We start from the raw sequence: 17,198 nt of genomic DNA, 5'->3' as shown, positions 1-17,198 counted from the left end.
AACGAATCCCTTGCTGAGGTTAAACTGAAGCAAGGAGAGATGTGATGACAAGCAAGACAAAGCGGGCGCAGTACACGCTGGAATTCAAGCTGGAAGCGGTACGGCTGGTGAAGAGCGGGCAAAGCATGGCGGTGGTTAGCGCGACCCTGGGTATAAGAGCGCAGACGCTGCATAACTGGGTCAAGGCGGAGCGGGAAGGCAAGCTGACTGGGGCGGGGATGAAGCCGGTTAGTCCCGAGCAGATGGAGCTGGCCCGGCTTCGGGCGGAAGTGGCGCGCTTGAAGATGGAGCGCGATATTTTAAAAAAAGCCGCGGCATACTTTGCGAAGGAGTCGGTGTGAAGTATGCGTTCATCGAGCAAAACCGACGTTACTGGCCGGTCTCGGTCCTGTGTGAGCTGATGGGGGTCAGCCCCAGCGGCTATCACCAGCGCAAGCAACGCACAGTAAGCACCGACAGGCCCGATAGAGGCCGACTCAGTGACGATGCCTTGCTGGCCCACATCAAGGCGATTCACGTCGGGGTCAAGGGGGAGTACGGCTGGCCGCGCATGTGGAAGGAACTGCTGGCGCGTGGTGTGCGGGTGGGCAAGGAGCGTGTTCGCAAGCTGATGGCACTGCACGGCATTCGCGCCCGCCACAAGCGCAAGTACATTGCGACGACCAACTCGAACCACGATTTGCCGGTGGCCCACAATCTGCTGCAACGCGACTTTAGTCCTGCAGCACCCAATCAAGTCTGGACGAGCGACATCACCTATGTGGCGACAGCCGAAGGCTGGCTCTACTTGGTGGTCATCATCGACCTGTTCAGCCGGCAGGTGGTTGGCTGGTCGATGCAACCACACATGAAGGCCGAATTGGTCACGGACGCGCTGCGCATGGCCTGGTTCCGGCGCCGCCCGGAAGCCGGTTTGATTGTGCACACCGACCGATTGAATCCGCCCAGTATTGCAGTCACCTGTTTCAAGACGCCCTGAAGGCGTATGGCATGCGCTCGTCAATGAGCCGCAGGGGCGATTGCTGGGACAACGCGCCGACAGAGAGTCTGTGGGGGTCGTTGAAGGTCGCTCGCCTGCACGGTCGCCAGTTCGCTACCCGCCGCGCCGCAATGGATGAGGTAATTGACTGGCTTGGCTTTTATAATGCCACCCGGCTCCACTCGACGCTGGGCTACGTCAGCCCCATGACGTTCGAGAAAAACTGGTTCGCAGCTCAGCAACACCGGGCTGCCTAATTCCCTCGCTTATGGGATTCGTGGAACAGGGGCAAGGTCACATCGATGGCACGGCTTGAGCGTGCCTTGGCGCTGTTCATGGTGGTGGCATGGCGCATCGCTCGGTTGATGCGACTGGGCCGAACTTGCCCGGACCTGGATGCAGGGCTGCTGTTCGAGCGGGATGAATGGCGCGCGGCATTCATTCTCAACAAGAAGAAACCACCGAAGACGTCACCGCGTCTGAACGAGGTCGTGCGCTTGGTCGCCATGCTCGGCGGCTTCCTGGCGCGCAAAGGCGACGGCGAACCCGGAGTCAAGACCATCTGGCAAGGGCTGCAGCGAGTGGTGGATTTTGCCGCCGGCCTCCGGTACGCCCGTGAACTTGACGACTGAGATGTGTGTAATCAAATGAGCCTAGCCACCTCTTCATTATTCTTTTGATGGATGCTGCAGTCGCACAATCATCTGACAAGTTCCCTATTAATTGGCAAATTCTGTGCCATGACAACCGGGATCAAAAAGATAGTGGAAAAGGGAGCTTGCTGGCGCGTTGCATGGCTGCGATCGCTTTTCACGCATCGTTGTGACGATCAATCTAATCGGTACACAGCCCAAAATGAAAAGCTGCTGACCGGCTGCACGGATGTTGCGATGCAGAAGAAACGCACGGATCGGAAAATCCGAACGATTGGGCGCTGTCCGCTAAGAACCGCTAGTTGAGATTTATGCGGACGTCAAAACTCTTGTTCCGAATGGGATTAGGCCTGGTGAGCGGCCGAAGGAGTGTGGCCACCCTAGCCGGGGCCGCTTGCTTCGTTATCAAAAACTCCAGGTGATGCCAACGCGCAAGGTGCGCGGCTCAGCCGGATGGATATGGTGGTCGTTGATGCCGGCGGCCGCACCGCTGGCATCCAGGGGAAATGTCTCTCCCTTGAGCAGCGAAGCATAGTAGTAGTCGATATCGTTGGCCCGCTTGCCCAGCACATTCAGTACTTCCGCGAAGATCCGCACGTTCTTTTGCACGCGGTAGCCGAGCTTGAGATTGACCAGGAAGGACGAGGCGGAGCGCACGCTGTTGTCCTCGATCAGCGGACGCGGGCCAAAATAGCGCATCCTCGCGCCAAACGACCAGCGGCCCCGGTTGGCGGACAAGCCCATCGACGCGGTGGTCTGGATGGATTCCGGAATGTAGTCGCCGATGCTCTCGTGATCGCGGAAACGCGCGCGGGAAAAGGCGGCGTCCGCGTCGATGATGAGCCCTGCCATGGGCACATAGTAGGCGGTCAGCTCGATGCCCGTGCGCCGGCTTGGCCGGCTCGGCTCGGTAGTGCCGGTATCGCCCGAGAACACCAGTTCAGAGCCGATATTGAGGCGCCATAGCGATGCCGACAACTGCAGCCCGGGCAACACGTCCCCTGTGCGCACACCCAGCTCGCAACCCGTGGCGGGAACTAGCACGCTCACCTTTTGCACGGGATCTCCCGTGGAAGGATCGACCGTGGCGGTGGCGCCGCGCACGTCGTTGCTGTGATATCCGCGCCCCCAGTTGACGAACACATCGGTCTTGGCCGTGGGCGACAACACCAGGCTCAGCTTGGGGCTAACGATGTGATCACGACCGTTGCCGGAATTGGCGGGATTGTCGCTGGACACGCCGTACCAGAACTGGTCCGCGCGCAGGCCGGCCACGGTGCGCAGCCAGGGCAGCCATTGGACGGTATTACGCAGATACAGCGCGGCGCTGGTTTCGTTGACGCGGTCGCTGCGGACTTGCTGGTAGGAATGCCGCGCCGCAGTGTTGTTGAGCGTAATGGGATCGAGCCGCTCGTAGCGCAGCTGCGTGCCGAGTTCGGACTCAGTGTCGCGTCCCGCGAGCGTGCCGAACCAGGTGCGCGACGCATTGGCGCCGGTGGTCACCCGGTTCTCGAACTGCTCGAACTGGTCGCCGCGCTCGGGGTTGTTCAGCGCGTAGGTGAAGTTGGAGAACAGTTGCAGGCGGCTCTTGATCATATAGGCATTGGCCTTGAACTGGCCGTCCTGGAGCGGCCGCTGCCAGTCGGCGGAAAGGCTGTAGCGCGACGATGCGCCACCGTCGGTGGGATCGATATGGCCAAAGCGGGAGATCAGGCCCTGGTCGATGGCGCGCTGCGGCACCTGGTCCGTCGAGTTCCAGGCGTTCTTGTAAGCCATCGCCGTGATGCCTAGGCGCTCGCCGCCGCCCAGCGGCAAGCTGTAGCGCAGCACGCCGTTGAGCTTGTGCACGCCTTCCGGCAGCACCCAAGGGCCGTTCTCGCCCAACCATTCGAAGCCATAGAGCAGCGTGCCCGGTCCTACCTGATTAGAGTCGGCCAGCAGCGCGCGCCGGTAGCCGTGCTGGCCCAGCTCCAGCTGCGCGATGCCTTGCGGCAGGCTGGAAACATAATCTATCCGGACCGCGCCGGCCGCGGAGAAATCGCCCTCTTCCGCGAAGTAGGTTCCCTTCTTGTAGGCAATGCCACTCACCAGTTCAGGAATCACGAAGTTGAGGTCGGTGTAGCCCTGGCCATGCACATGGGTGCGCATATTGACGGGCATGCTTGCCACGGTGGTGGCCAGGTCGGTGCCATGGTCGAGGTTGAAGCCGCGCAGGAAGTACTGGTTAGCCTTGCCGTCGCCGCTGTGTTGCGTGACGATCAGCCCCGGCACCGTTTCAAGCAGTTCCCTGGGCCGCAGCAGTGGCCGGTTTTCGAGCTGCCCGCGCGTGACATAGCCCTGACTGGCAGCCTCCCCGGTCGCATCTGCCTCCGCCTGCGAGCCTTGCACGGTCACCGTCCTGAGTTGCGCCTCGGGCTGCTGCACGCCGCCGGCGATCGAGGCGCCATGAGGGATGGCGCAGCAGCTTACCGCAACTCCGATCGCCAGCGTCGAGGGCCGTCGCAGGCACGGGCCGCAATGCGGCGCGAGCGCCTGGGGAGCGTCACGACAACCCGGCCTTTGACCCGATGCGCAATTCTTCCCTACGGCTTTCATCACAATCTTGAATGCACACTGAATCATTGAGCCTCCTTCAAGACTGCCCAGAAGTACTTGGCCGAAGCGCAGATCGCGAACCAGCAGGTACCTGCGGGATCTTCGCGTTCGGGTGGGTTAGCACGTATTGGCCAGAATCCGCGTCGAGCGTAAATCCATGGATCCCGCTGCCGGTCTTCAGGACCAGCAGCGCGGGCGCGTCGTACAGTGCGTATCCCGCGGCCATCTGCGCGCTACCCGCTTGGAGGAGGTCGCGCTCCTCAGGCGCCGATATGCCTTCTGGGCAACGCAGGACTGAGAAGATGATCCCCCCAGAGACGTTCACGTCAATGTTGGCCGAGCCGTCGAGCGGATCGCAAACCAGCAGGTACCTGCCCTGGGGCGAGCGGAGCGGCACCGGATAGGCCCCTTCCATGCCTTCCGACGCCATTCCGGCCAAGTGCCGGGCGAGCGCTTCCGAGCGCGCGAAGAAACAGGGGGTGGCCATGTCGGTCTTGCTCTGGATTTCCCCGGGTACGTCCCGTCCTGCCGCTTCGCCACCCAGCGCCAGCGGCGAGCCCTTGGCGATCGAGCTGGCGATCTTCCGGCAAGCAATGGAGACGTCGAGCAACAGCGCGATCAGATCGGAATCAACGGTCTTCGAGCCATGCTGCTCGGCGATGACAAATCGGGTGAAGGTCAATTTCTGAGTCATCGGAATCATCTCCAAAGATTGCTTGAGGCAAGTTGGTCTTCTACGGAGTACGGCTGGCGACTAAGGCTATGCTGAACAAGCCGCGTGAATTGGTGTGTTCAGACTGATAAGAACGTGTGCGGTCGAAAAACTCGGCTCTGATGACGCGAATTTTTCCTGCCGCATCCCAAATGGGGCGTGTTGGCGGAGCACTTGCCCCACATTCGCCCTTTACGGACGGACTGCTCCCATCAAATGCCCTCGGCTGAGGTACAGATTGGCCAGCGCCAGGGCCGTGAAGGCCCGGCCGGCATTCTTCTTCAAGCCACGGTAGCGTACTTTAGTGAAGCCCCACAGGCGTTTGACTACGGCAAACACATGCTCGACCCGAGCACGGATCTTCGATTTGTTGCGGTTCTTCCCACGTTGCACCTCGTCAATCTGCCCGCTCTTGCGCGTACGCTGATTGGTGAAGTCCTTGGCGCGGGGCGCCTTGGACGCGATCAGCGCCTGCTGACTGGCGTAGGCGCTATCGCCATAGACTCGCTGCTCCTGCCCATGCAATAGCTGGTGCACTGCATGCTTGTCATGAACATTGGCTGGCGTTACGACTGCCGAATGGGCCAACCCAATCTGACTGTCCACGCCAATGTGGAGCTTCATGCCGAAGTGGTAAGTAGACCCGGGGAACCGCCCCCCGAGCCTCTCGCAGAACCGTACGTGACACTCTCGCGTCATAGGGCTCCCGTTATCCAGCCGGTTGCGTAACCACACGCCAGTGAGCGAACAGCATCGGGTTGTTACGGCGCATCCTGTCCAGCCATTCGGCACTTCGTCGCTTGCGCCTGTGCAGACCCTTGTACTTCCGTCGGGCCCAACGCTCAAGAGCGCAGTCGATGTGCTGGAAGATGTGAAGCATCGCAGTCTTGTAGAACGCGCCATAGTAATTCCACCACCCCTGTATCACTGGGTTGTACAGTCTCGCCACATCGGCAAGTGTTACATGGGTCTGGCGATTGAGTCGCCAACCCCGCACTGCCTGCCGCATCCGCTTCAAGGCACTCTCGCTGGCTCCCGGCAGGAAGCTGGTAAAAGGCCCCCCTTGCGGGCTGAGCGCTTTCCTCGGCCTAAACGTAAAACCGAGAAACGTAAAGCTCGCGTGCAGATGGCGTTCGCTGCGGTTGCGCTGTCTCTGCAGTACACGATCTTCGATTTCTCCGGATGCATCGTCAGCCCACAAGCTGCCAGCCGTGCTGCAATGGACCGCATCACGTATTCCGCCTGCCTGCGGCTATTGCAGTGAACCACCGCATCATCCGCGTAGCGGGCAAACGGACAGTTTGGGCTGGTGCGCTGCATCCATCGGTCGAATGTGTAATGCGTGAACAGGTTCATCAGGATCGGACTGCTCACACCGCCCTGGGGTGTTCCCCGCGTGCGGGGCACACGCACCCCGTCCGCTGTCTCGAACGGTGCAACCCGCCACCGTTCGATGCATAGCAGTATCCAGTCTTCCCTGATGTGGGTGCGCACCGCTTTCATCAGCAGTCCATGATCGATCTGATCAAAGGCTGCCTTGATGTCAAATTCTACCACCCAGTCATATCGCCAGCAACGTTCACGAGTGATCGCTACCGCCTGCTTCGCAGACCGCCCCGGCCGGTACCCGTAGGAGTCCGGATGGAAGATCGCGTCGAGACCCGGCTCAATGACCAGTTTGACCACGGTTTGCGCAACACGGTCTGCGACCGTGGGCACCCCCAGCTTTCTCGTACCTCCCGACGCCTTGGGAATCTCCACTTGCTTGACCGGTGGCGGGAGATACGACCCCGATGGCATCCGGTTCCACAGCTTGTACAGATTCTTCGACAGGTTCTGCTCGAACTCGGCGATGGCTTCATCGTCGATCCCGGCAGCGCCACGGTTGGCCTTGACCTGCTGGTATGCCTCCCATACCGTGCGCTTCGCAATGTTGTACGGCTTCGCCGATTTCACGCCGCTCATCCCCGCAGGTTGACCGCGTTCATCAGCAGGATAACGCCGCCCCTTCGCTCCATTCCCATTACAGGAACTTCAACGCTACTACGGGCGGCTCCGCCCCTCACTCCAGCATCGGTATTCTTCCTCATGGTGTCTGCCATTTGTCATTTCCCTTCACATCTGGAGCAAGATTCTCACGTTCCGTACCAAAGCCTGCGCTGAGATCATGCCGCCTATACACCGGCTGCCACCGGACCCGTAAACAGGTGTCGTCCCGGTTTGTCCTGAAGCGAATGGCCGGCCTCAGTTTCGACAGCGCCCTGGCAATAACGATGCGTCATCGGACGGTTTGCTTTCTCAGCACGTACCCGCCATCCTCTGCGGATGACGTCCCCGGTCGCTCACCACCACGCCTTTTGAACGCAGCAGCACCGGGTGGTTTGGAATCTGCTCCTGCAAGCCGACTCCGGGAGGCCTTCTCCCATCTTCAGTACAGCATCGCAGACTTAAGCCTGCGTTCGTGACACACACCATTGCTTCCCTTTGCGAGTCTGGTGCATCTCCGGCTCGCGCGACTTCTCTTCATTCTTCCTCGAACTCGGTGCGCCGATGATGGTGGCATCCACAATGGTGCCAGTCTTCAGCTTTACACCGTTGGTTTGGAGGACCCGGCCAACCTCAGCGAACAGCCGCTCGGCAAGCTGGTGCTTCTCCAGTAACCGGCGAAACTTCAGCAGCGTGCTGGCGTCCGGCACCGGTTCACGACCCAGGTCAATCCCAACGAAGCGGCGCAGGCTGGCGCTGTCATACAGCGCCTCTTCGCAGGCCAGATCCGCCAGGTTGAACCAGTGCTGCAAAAAGTGGATGCGCAGCATCCGTTCCAGGCCAATGGGCGGCCGGCCGTTGCCCGCCTTCGGATAGTACGGCTCGATCACGGCGCACAATGCCGCCCACGGCACGATCGTCTCCATCATCGCCAGAAATGTCTCGCGTCGCGTTGGCTTACGGTATTGCTCGAATCCCGCCTCTTGATCTGCACCCGCCGCGAACGTCATCTGCTTCATGTTCATCTCTTCGCGCTCGTGATTCTTCAGATAACGCTTACTCTCACGAACCGAAAGACTTAATCAGCATTGCCCTAATATGCTCGCTGCTAAGCGGGCATTAGCGAGTCAATACACCGAGCGCACCCGACCAGTGGCGAGTTCGGAAGCGTCGCCTTTGTAGATTCGGGACATCGCGCTTCGAGACGTCATTTTCCGCCAGGATAGAGATTTCAATCTCTGCGCCGGTACGGCAGTATATTCGCGCCCGCGGTAGCATTCGACCGCTCGCTCTCCTCATCAGTGAGATCAAACTCGCCGGCGTGACCGGTTTTGAGTGAGTTCAAGTTGCCCCGCGCGCCTTGACCGAGACGTCGACCGAGTGCGCCATCCCGCAGGCGAGGCGGGTCGCCTCGACGTGGTAGTCCTAGTCGGAAGGGGCCTGCACGTCTTCACGCAGCAAGCCTTCCTATCTGCCAGGAAGCGCTTCCCTGGCCGTGGACGTTTCACGTTTTGCGAGCCGGCGCGCCCGGTGGGGACTATTGGGACAGCTTGGCGGGCCCTCAGGCACGCACTTCGCTGTCGTCGTAGCGGCGCAAGCGATAGACGACGATCGACACGACCCAACACACGGTAAAGATGCCAATAATGACGAAGCCCAATTGACAGAAATTCTCGTTCAAAGCGCCAACCGCGTTCCAGAAAACGCCCTTCAACATGAACTTGTCGGCCAGGAGGCCAAGCGTCTCAATGCCACCGACGATGAGGGCAACAATCGCCGATACGAAGGTAATTGTCATGTTGTAATAGAGCTTGCGCACGGGCTTGGCATAGGCCCACGCATAGGCGCCACACATCAGGATGCTATCGATGGTGTCGATCAGCGCCATGCCGGCGGTGAACAGCGCCGGAAATACCAGAATCGACCAAATCGGAACGCCACGCGAAGCCTCCATCGTCGAGATGCCGAGCAAGGCGACCTCGGTCGCGGTATCGAACCCGAGCGCAAAGAGCATGCCGAGCGGGTACATATGCCAACTGCGTGTGATGAACCGGAACAGGGGACGGAAGATACGCGCCAGGAACCCACGGTTGCCGAACAGAAGGTCAAAGTCTTCCTCAACGTAGATGCCGCCGCGCCGCACACGCCGGAACGCCCGATACGCCGAGCGCAGGATCACCAGATTGATCGCCGCAATGGCGAACAAAAATAGCGCGGAAGCAAGCGTGCCGATAACGCTGCCGACTTCATGAAACGCGTCCAGACGCTCCTGGAGCGTGGTCGCCATGACAGCGATCAGCACCGAAGCAAGCACTACCACACTTGAATGGCCAAGCGAGAACCAAAGCCCAGCTGTGATGGGCCGCCTGCCGTCCTGCATCAACTTGCGGGTGACATTGTCGATTGCCGCGAGATGATCTGCGTCTACCGCGTGGCGCAACCCAAGGCCGTAGGCCAGCAGTGCGGTGCCGAGCAGCACCGGATGATCGCGAAACGCGGCGAGCGCGCAGAGCCAGGCGCCGATATTGAATGCAATCAGCAGCGCGTAGAGCAAGATGATCTTGGCCCGCGGGCGGCCAGTAGAATTCATGCGTACGCCAGCGAGCAATTGGAACATGCTGGAAGTCTCCTGTCTCGGTTCCGACGCCGCTGTCATCCGCGGCTTTTGCCAGTAAGGCTCGACTGCACCGTAACGCAATTTCCGCGCCTGCGAGCCAACTCCTGGCGAATGCGGCAGAAGCTCACTCTCAGGTCTTGGTTCGCTTATGCTATTCCCGAAATAGCGGTATCTGCTGCGCAAGTCCGTACGTGAGGACTGCAAAGCAGGTTTGCATGATCATCGCATTGGTGACATGCCCATATCCAGATGGCAATACCATGTTCCATGGGAGTCTAAATAGCCGGAGCAGCGCTTTCTAGCCTGGTGCAGCAGGGAAATCAGGCCATCAGCCTCCTGCCTCCGCCAATTTCGAACAGGCGTTCCCCGGAACACGGGCGGAGCCGGGCCCCGGCAACCGATCAACGCCGGTCTGCGGACGACCCCTTGTCGTGAGCAGCTGGCAGTTCGACCGTGAACTCCGCGCCGCCCTCCGGGTGGTTGCGGACGAGCAAGCGCCCGCCATGTCTCTCGACAATGCCATAGCTGATCGAAAGACTAAGCCCAGTCCCCTTGCCAACAGGCTTGGTGCTGAAGAATGGATCGAACACGCGGGCCAGGTGTTCAGCCGCAATGCCGGGACCGTTGTCTCGAAAGCGCAGCACGACCCGGTCGTCGAGTCGGTCCAAGGCGATCCACAATGCCGGAACGGCATCGTCACGGCTCCCCGCCGCATCGTAGGCATTCTGAATCAGATTCATCATTACCTGCTGCACGTGCCCGGCGCTGCCCATCACCAGGCATCCCGGTAGCGGTGACCAATGGACTTCGAAAGTCGGCGCAGTTCCTTTCTTCACCCAGTGAATGGCCCTTTTCACCACTTCGCTCAAATCGAACACGCTTGGCTCTTCACGATCCACAGCGGAAAAGCGCGTCAGGCCACGCACGATGTCGGCAGTGCGCTGCGCGCCCTCGAGCGTCCCTTCTATCAACGACGGCATATCCTGCAGAATATGATCGATGCGCAAGCGAATCCGCTGGCGCTCGGCTTCAGCGCCATCCTCTCCGCTATGCAGCAATGCCACGTAGGCTGCGAGGCGTTCGCTGTAGCGCTTAAGCGCGTGCACATTCCCCAGCACGAAGCTGATTGGATTGTTCAACTCGTGCGCCACCCCAGCGACAAGGCGCCCGAGTGATGCCATCTTTTCCGCATGCAGCAGTTGCTGCTGCGTACGCTTGAGTGCCTCGTGCGCCTCGCGCAATTGATGATAGGCACGTTTGATCTCGGCCATTGGGCGACCCACGAAAACATAGCCTTCACGCCTGCCATTCGGACCGATACGGGGCGTGCAACTGACGTCCACCGGCACGATGCTGCGTTCGGCATCGAACAGATTTAGCTCGACAACGTTGAAACTCCGGCCAGGCCCCACATTGTCGATCACCGTGCGCAACGTCGCGGCGCTGTCGTCGTCGGCCAGCAACTGATAAATCGACATGCCGTGCAGAGCGCTCTCCTGCATGCCTACCAGTTCGCGCAGCGCCACATTGGTCTCCTCTATTTCGCCACGCGCATTGCAAGCAACCAGTACGTCCGACATCGCCGAAAGCAGGCTGAAGATGAATTGCTGGGACTGCTCCAGTTGAGCGTTCTTTTCCTCCAGCGCTACTTCGTCCTCTATCAATTGCAGGTAGACCTCGTCCATTTTGCGGATCACGTCCAGCCAGGTCGCTTCGTCGATACCCTCGAGTTGCGATGGTGTCATGGCGTCCAGATCGACGCCGTGACTCCCGCTTGATGTAGTGGTCCTCTTACTGGACATGGCGATAATGGCAATCAGGTGCCCGAGGATGCGACGCAACGTTGCCACGTCGGCTTCGGCTTGCCCGTGCCATATGATCGTGGTGATTGAGGTGCATGCTCAATGCACGGTGCACACCATGCAGGGATCGAAGGAGCGGACAATGTGCTGAACGGCGACCGGCGTTGTTTCGCCTTGCAGCACAGGCGCACCCTCGAGTGCTTTCTCCACGGCCCCGGGCTGGCCGGCTATATCGCGCGGCGAGAAGTTCCAGGACGTGGGTGCGACGATCTGGTAATTGTCGATTCGCCCATCGCGCACCGACACCCAGTGCCCCAGGCTGCCGCGCGCCGCCTCCGTAAGGCCAACGCCAGCGCCCTGATCCGGCAGGTGGGCCGACGCCCAATATGGGGCCCCGATTTCTAGGGACTGTAACCAGTCTTCCATCAACGGCACCACTCGCGCCAGTTCAACCAGTCGCGCCAATACGCGCGTATAGACGGTGGCGCCGCAGCGCGCCACCGCGTCACGCACCAAGGGCTGTGCGCCGGCCAACTGCCGGGCGATCGCACCGGTCTCCAGCACGGCGCCGGCCAATCGAGGGGCCTTGTTCCAGGTATAGGCGCCCACCTTGTCAGGTGCTGGCGCGGTCAGGCCATTGGCAGGATGACGCGCCCCCCCTTGGTCGACTAACCAGGCGGAGGTGGCATCTTCGCTGATCGCGGCAAGATCAAGCGCGTCGAGCCGCCCTTGCGCGCTACGCCACACACCTTGTGCGAAGCAAAAACCGCCTTCGGGCTGGGGGTAGGCGCCATATGACAGATACGTACCCGGGCCGGGCCCCATCTGGTCCAGCGCCGCATCCTGCGCGATCGTGAGGAAACATCGCAGGTCTCCGGCCTGCGGCGCCTGCGCATGCCAGCGCCACAACGCGACTTCGCTGTCGAGCGCGACGACGTCCTCGAGCGGTGCGGCATACAGTGTCTGCTCGAGAAAGCACCGGAATTCGCGCACCCGGCCCAGCAGGCGAACGCGCTCAGCGGCGTCGATGGCGCGCGACGAACCACCGGGCTGCACCGATTCTGTGTGCGGCCATTTGCCGCCCAGGGTGCCCATCAAGGTAAACCATCGCTGCCTTGCGGCAATCGCCAGCCTGTGGTGCTTACCATGCGTGGGCGAAAAACGTGCCGTCGCGTCGGTGTGCCAGGGGCGGCCAGCATATATCTCGCGCGTGAAATCCGGCATGAAGAACAGATAGAAGTGCGTCAGATGGTCGGCCAGATTCTCGGTCGCCAGCATCAAGTTCATCGCCAGCATACCGTTAGCGGGTACCGTCACGCCGGCAAGATCCGCCAATGCGCGGCTGGCCGCGACCGACTGGGACACCGAGCAGATACCGCACACACGCGGCGCATAGACCAGCGCGTCAAGCGGATGCCGGTGTAGCAGGATCTGTTCCAATCCGCGGTACATCGTGGCATTCACACGTGCTGAGCATACCCGACCGCTGGCGACCTCGAGGTTCACCTCGAGGTCGCCCTCAACGCGGTTGAACGGCCCCACCACCAAACGTTCCATGCTCGCCTCCTATTTCAGCCGCGTCTTGCGAATGGCTGGCGCGATCAGCGGATGATCTGCCGTGGCATTAAGTTTCACTCGCTTGGGCGTGGCTGACTTGGACAACGAAGCAAGCGCGACAAACCAGGCTTTGGGCATATCGGTGGGCAAACCGATCGGGATGCCGGCAACCTTGGGTGTTTGGTGGAAGGGGTGGCCGGGCTCTTCGAAGCCGGGTTCAGTGCAACTGATGCAGGCATACCCCCCGCGGGTACAGGAACCCTCTCCGTTCCATAGGCGGGTATTGCAATCGGCGTGAGCCTGGGTACCCTTGCATCCCATGTTTTCCATCATGCAACCCAGGTCCGAAGGCTTTTCCGCACTAGCCTTGAATTCATAGTACTCGTTGCGCGTGCAACCGTGATGCACCAACTGATCAGCATAGAATCGAGGCCGGCCCAGGGTATCCAGGTCGCTCGCGGTTAGCAGGCGAGCCGACAGCAATGCCAGTGCATCCGTCACCCAACCCGGATGCGTCGGGCAACCGGCGACATTGATCACCGGCAGGCCGGCGCGTGAGCGGTAGTTGAGGCCGAGCAGTCCTCCGGGCTGGTCCCCCTCGTATTGCAGGCCACAGGCGTCCGTCGGGTTCCCGCCACCTGCGGTGATGCCGCCATAAGCGGCACAGGTGCCGACCGCCAGCGTGTAGTCGGCGACCGCTGCCAGGCGGCTGACCCATTCGATCATCGGCACACCAGTGCCGGCGAGGAGATGAAAGCGCCCGGTACCATGCGGACCGCGCAGCATCGCCCCCTCGACACACAAGGCATGCAGTGCGACGCGGCCTTGCAAGCAGTCTTCCAATATTTGCAGCTGTTCCACGCCGCTTTCCAGCGATAGCGAGGGATGCCAAAGCATGTGGATTCCCGCACTCTTGAGCATGCCAGTGAAATCGGTAGTGTCCGCGCAAAGCAGGGACATGCTGCAGCCACCGCAGCCGCCGGACTGTATCCAGAGCACATTCAATACGCCGGGTTTTGCTGAGGCAAGACCGGTACATACAGGCGCGTTCATTTCTCCTCCAAGCCAAAGCGCAACAGCTTCTGACGTAATCCGACGCGCGATAGACCCAACTCCTTGGCCGCATGGGTCTTGTTCCAACGATGGCGCAGGAGCGCCTCCTTCAGCACCACCGCCTCGATCGCGTCAAGTCGCTCCTGCAGCGTACCCGACTGCGGGAAAGTCTGCACATGCGGCCCACGCTTGACGGTGCCGGGCTGACCGTGCAGCACCTTGCGCGAGAAAAGTTGCGCGCGAATCTCTTCGCCCGAGGAGAGCGCTACCGCCCGATAAATCTCATTGCGCAGTTCGCGGATGTTGCCCGGCCAGGGATACGCCATCATCGCTGCAAGTGCGTCCCCACCGAAATACAGACCGGGGCGGGCCAGCTCCTGCGCCACCTGCTCCAGCAGCTTGGCCGCGATGGGCTGCAAATCCCCACTACGCTCCCGTAACGGCGGCATCGAAATGGTGACGCCAGCGATCCGGTAATAAAGATCCTCGCGGAACCGTCCGGCATGGACGTCGCTTTCCAGGTTACAGTGGGTGGCCGCGATGACACGGACATCGACCGGTATCCAACGTGGCGAGCCAACTGGCCGCACCTCCCCCTCCTGCAGCACGCGCAGAAGCTTGACCTGAAACGCCGGCGAAGTATCGCCAATCTCATCCAGAAAAATGGTACCGCCGTTCGCGCGCTGGAACAGACCGGCATGATCTTCGTACGCCCCGGTGAAGGCGCCGCGCTTGTGCCCGAACAACTCGGATTCGAGCAGGTTGTCCGGCACGGCAGCGCAGTTCTCGCTGACAAAGGCGCGCGCCGCGCGTGGGCTGGCGTAATGAATGGCGCGCGCCAGCAACTCCTTGCCGGTGCCGGACTCGCCGAGCACCATAACCGGCAAATCATAACGCGCCACGCGGGCGGCGACCTCGCAAACGGCATCCAATGGGCTGCCCGGTGCGCGCACAATGCGCTCGAAATTGAATGCGCTCTGCGCACTTGCCAGTTTCTGGCTGCTTCGCTGGCGCAAGACCGGCGTGCTGGTGCGCAACTCGAGATCAAGGCGATGCATATCGCCCTGCAGCCCCTGTGCCTCGACTGCCTGGCGCACGGTGTCGATCAAATGGTCCGGTACCCAGGGCTTGAGGATGTACTGATAGATACCCGCCTCGTTAACCCCTGCAATGATGTCTTCCGAATCGGTATAGCCTGAGATGACGATACGCACGATTTCCGGCCAGCGCTCGCGCACCTCTTTGAGAAATTCCACCCCCGTGAGGCCTGGCATGCGTTGATCGCACAGGATCACCGAGACCGGCTGGCGCAGCAACAAGGCGCGTGCCTCGTCGGCGGAGCTGACCGTCAGTACACGGAATTCCTCGTCAAGAGTGCGCCGGAGAGCATCCTGTGAACGGGTTTCGTCGTCGACGACAAGAACAGTGGCCTGCTTGTCAGACATGGCTCAAGATCGTTTCCCCGCAAGTGCCTGCAACTCTTGTGCCGCCGGCAGGCTGCCACCCCGGTGCATGGCAAGGTGGCGAGGCGTATGTGCATGGGGTAATTTGTAGACGAAATGATAGCGTGCCACGTGATAGCTCGGATCGAATCCATAGAAATTCCGATGCATATGCACCAATTCTTCCTCTCGATACTGGGCCAGCGGCTTTGCCGCTTCGTCTGCGGCCCGTTTTCGCCGCTTGTTGTCAATATGCGCAGCATAGTCTGGCGCCCGGGCCAGCGCAACGGCGCGGCGGCCAATCTCGGCAAGGCACGAGCGCGCGTCGCCGTCCAAGCTGGCATCGATCAGCCCAATCTCGATCGCCCGCCGGACCGACATTGGCAAACGGCCGTCCATCAGATCACTGGCTCGTTGCGCACCGACGCGTTGCGGCAACAGATAGGTCCAGTATTCCGAACCATACAGATTGCCCATGTTCTTGTAGTGCGGATTCACGAGTACACCTTCGCGCGCCCATACCTGATCGGCCGCCAGCGCCAAGAACACGCCGCCCGCTCCCGCATTGCCGCGCAGCGCCGACACCGTCATGCGATCGGAAAACGCAAGGATTTCCAGCGCGACGTCGTCCATCGCCTGAATATTGCGCCAGGAGGCATCGGCCGCGCTCTCCGCGCCCCGGTGCTCCGCCGCCTCGATTTGGTGCAGATGAATACCATTGCTGAAAAAATCCTCTCCCCCCAGCAGCACCAGCACCCGCGTCTGGCGACCGCGCGCGTAGCGCAAGGCGGCGCAAAGCCGTTGGCATTGCGCGGTCGACATCGCCCCGTTATAGCAGTCGAAGGCGAGGTATCCGACCAGGCCCGCGCCGGAATCGTCTTCCCAGTACCGGAACTCGCTCCACTCGCCGGCGTCGTGTTCCAGCGGCAGCGACAGGTCCGGCAATTGCGCCCACGCCTCATGAAATACTTGCGCCACCGGCAGCTTGAGAGATGGCAGGCTTGTGTTTTCCCACTCATCGCGCACGGCCAGCTTGGCGTGACCGATCCACACGCCTGCGTCCACCGTCAGGCGCAGCACGGCATGCTCACGGCGCGCAACGATATCGCCAGGCTGGCCTCGCGGCGCGCGTGCGACCGTCTGCGGGGTCGCGGCGTGGGCGTCGAACAGCCGGCACGGCTGGCCGAACAAGGCATCCGGTACGCCGGGAAAGCTATCGGCCGCATGTAGCTTTGCCAGCACGGCGGCAGTCGACTCACGCGCCCAGTCGATGCCGCGCTCAGCCTGCCGCATTGCAGGATTCCAGGTGCCCGGGCCGCTCTGCGCATCATTCGCCGAACGCCAGCCGGCTTCAAAAGCCGCCAGCGCCTCCAGCACAGCTTGTACTGCTGCCACCGTCACCTCGTTACGATACAGGCTGCTCTTGCGTGCCGCGCGCATTGGGAACGTGGCGCTAGCCCATACCGGACCTGCATCCATCTCGCCGTTGGCCTGCAACACCGTCACACCCCAACTTCGTTCGTCTCGAACGATCGCCCAGTCCAGCGCACTCGGGCCGCGATCGCCGACAATGCCAGGATGCACCACCAGACAGACCAGTCGACTCCATATTCGTTCCGGAATCGCACGCTTGAGAAAAGGGGCGATGACCAGATCGGGGGCGAACAGCGCCACGGCCTCCTCGGTCACGGAATCGGCAATATCGAACTCCACCGACACCAGGTGGCCGCGCTGGCGCAACTCGACAAACAGTCGCTGCGTCAGACTGTTGAAGCTATGGGTGAGGAGCAATATGCGCATAG

8 protein-coding genes and 5 pseudogenes are annotated in these 17,198 nt (G+C 61.1%); 2 read left to right on the top strand and 11 right to left on the bottom strand.

What is annotated here, in order from left to right; genetic code table 11:
- Positions 1 to 44: 44 nt before the first annotated feature.
- Both I6H87_RS32350 and I6H87_RS32345 read left to right on the top strand, forming a co-directional pair.
- Positions 45 to 1,236, top strand: a pseudogene (locus I6H87_RS32350) (IS3 family transposase).
- 48 nt (positions 1,237 to 1,284) lie between these two features.
- Positions 1,285 to 1,611, top strand: a pseudogene (locus tag I6H87_RS32345) (IS4 family transposase); the annotation flags it as partial.
- A gap of 426 nt (positions 1,612 to 2,037) precedes the next feature.
- On the opposite strand, the gene I6H87_RS32340 reads toward I6H87_RS32345, so the two are convergent.
- The 11 genes and pseudogenes from I6H87_RS32340 to I6H87_RS32290 all read right to left on the bottom strand — a co-directional run bounded on the left by I6H87_RS32340 (position 2,038) and on the right by I6H87_RS32290 (position 17,196).
- Complete coding sequence (locus tag I6H87_RS32340) at positions 2,038 to 4,056, bottom strand: TonB-dependent receptor (RefSeq protein WP_231881532.1); 2,019 nt, start codon at positions 4,054 to 4,056, stop codon at positions 2,038 to 2,040.
- Between the two features lie 208 nt (positions 4,057 to 4,264).
- Positions 4,265 to 4,921 carry an FIG domain-containing protein gene (locus I6H87_RS32335; RefSeq protein ID WP_051398617.1) on the bottom strand — a complete coding sequence of 219 codons (657 nt, stop codon included), beginning with the start codon at positions 4,919 to 4,921 and terminating at the stop codon, positions 4,265 to 4,267.
- Positions 4,922 to 5,131: 210 nt separating this feature from the next.
- A pseudogene (locus tag I6H87_RS32330) lies at positions 5,132 to 5,584 on the bottom strand (IS5-like element IS881 family transposase); the annotation flags it as partial.
- A 50-nt stretch (positions 5,585 to 5,634) separates the two neighbouring features.
- Positions 5,635 to 6,904 (bottom strand): annotated as a pseudogene (gene ltrA / locus I6H87_RS32325) (group II intron reverse transcriptase/maturase).
- 506 nt (positions 6,905 to 7,410) lie between these two features.
- Positions 7,411 to 7,944, bottom strand: a pseudogene (locus I6H87_RS32320) (IS5-like element IS881 family transposase); the annotation flags it as partial.
- 542 nt (positions 7,945 to 8,486) lie between these two features.
- The gene (locus I6H87_RS32315; protein WP_011153948.1) at positions 8,487 to 9,542 is read right to left on the bottom strand and encodes a HoxN/HupN/NixA family nickel/cobalt transporter; all 1,056 of its coding nucleotides are present in this window, start codon (positions 9,540 to 9,542) and stop codon (positions 8,487 to 8,489) included.
- A 401-nt stretch (positions 9,543 to 9,943) separates the two neighbouring features.
- Positions 9,944 to 11,287, bottom strand: coding sequence for a PAS domain-containing sensor histidine kinase (locus I6H87_RS32310; RefSeq protein ID WP_231881539.1), 1,344 nt, complete (start codon positions 11,285 to 11,287; stop codon positions 9,944 to 9,946).
- A 156-nt stretch (positions 11,288 to 11,443) separates the two neighbouring features.
- The gene (locus tag I6H87_RS32305) at positions 11,444 to 12,901 is read right to left on the bottom strand and encodes a nickel-dependent hydrogenase large subunit (protein ID WP_011153946.1); all 1,458 of its coding nucleotides are present in this window, start codon (positions 12,899 to 12,901) and stop codon (positions 11,444 to 11,446) included.
- Positions 12,902 to 12,910: 9 nt separating this feature from the next.
- Positions 12,911 to 13,954: an NADH-quinone oxidoreductase subunit B family protein gene (locus I6H87_RS32300; protein ID WP_011153945.1), complete on the bottom strand. Its 1,044-nt coding sequence runs from the start codon at positions 13,952 to 13,954 to the stop codon at positions 12,911 to 12,913.
- The gene (locus I6H87_RS32295) at positions 13,951 to 15,399 is read right to left on the bottom strand and encodes a sigma-54-dependent transcriptional regulator (protein ID WP_011153944.1); all 1,449 of its coding nucleotides are present in this window, start codon (positions 15,397 to 15,399) and stop codon (positions 13,951 to 13,953) included. The genes I6H87_RS32300 and I6H87_RS32295 overlap by 4 nt, the downstream gene beginning before the upstream one ends.
- 3 nt (positions 15,400 to 15,402) lie before the next feature.
- Positions 15,403 to 17,196, bottom strand: coding sequence for a hydrogenase maturation protein (locus I6H87_RS32290; protein WP_011153943.1), 1,794 nt, complete (start codon positions 17,194 to 17,196; stop codon positions 15,403 to 15,405).
- Positions 17,197 to 17,198: the final 2 nt, after the last annotated feature.

Origin of the sequence: Cupriavidus necator, assembly GCF_016127575.1 — a bacterium.
In the GTDB taxonomy this organism is placed as follows: Bacteria; Pseudomonadota; Gammaproteobacteria; order Burkholderiales; family Burkholderiaceae; genus Cupriavidus; species Cupriavidus necator_D.
This window is presented reverse-complemented; position numbering and strand designations above follow the sequence as displayed.

Excerpts from the sequence above, each read along its gene's own strand:
- I6H87_RS32335 (WP_051398617.1), bottom strand. The coding sequence starts at position 4,921 with ATGACTCAGAAATTGACCTTCACCCGATTTGTCATCGCCGAGCAGCAT.
- I6H87_RS32300 (WP_011153945.1), bottom strand. The coding sequence starts at position 13,954 with ATGAACGCGCCTGTATGTACCGGTCTTGCCTCAGCAAAACCCGGCGTA.
- I6H87_RS32290 (WP_011153943.1), bottom strand. The coding sequence starts at position 17,196 with ATGCGCATATTGCTCCTCACCCATAGCTTCAACAGTCTGACGCAGCGA.
- I6H87_RS32295 (WP_011153944.1), bottom strand. The coding sequence starts at position 15,399 with ATGTCTGACAAGCAGGCCACTGTTCTTGTCGTCGACGACGAAACCCGT.
- I6H87_RS32315 (WP_011153948.1), bottom strand. The coding sequence starts at position 9,542 with ATGTTCCAATTGCTCGCTGGCGTACGCATGAATTCTACTGGCCGCCCG.
- I6H87_RS32305 (WP_011153946.1), bottom strand. The coding sequence starts at position 12,901 with ATGGAACGTTTGGTGGTGGGGCCGTTCAACCGCGTTGAGGGCGACCTC.
- I6H87_RS32310 (WP_231881539.1), bottom strand. The coding sequence starts at position 11,287 with ATGACACCATCGCAACTCGAGGGTATCGACGAAGCGACCTGGCTGGAC.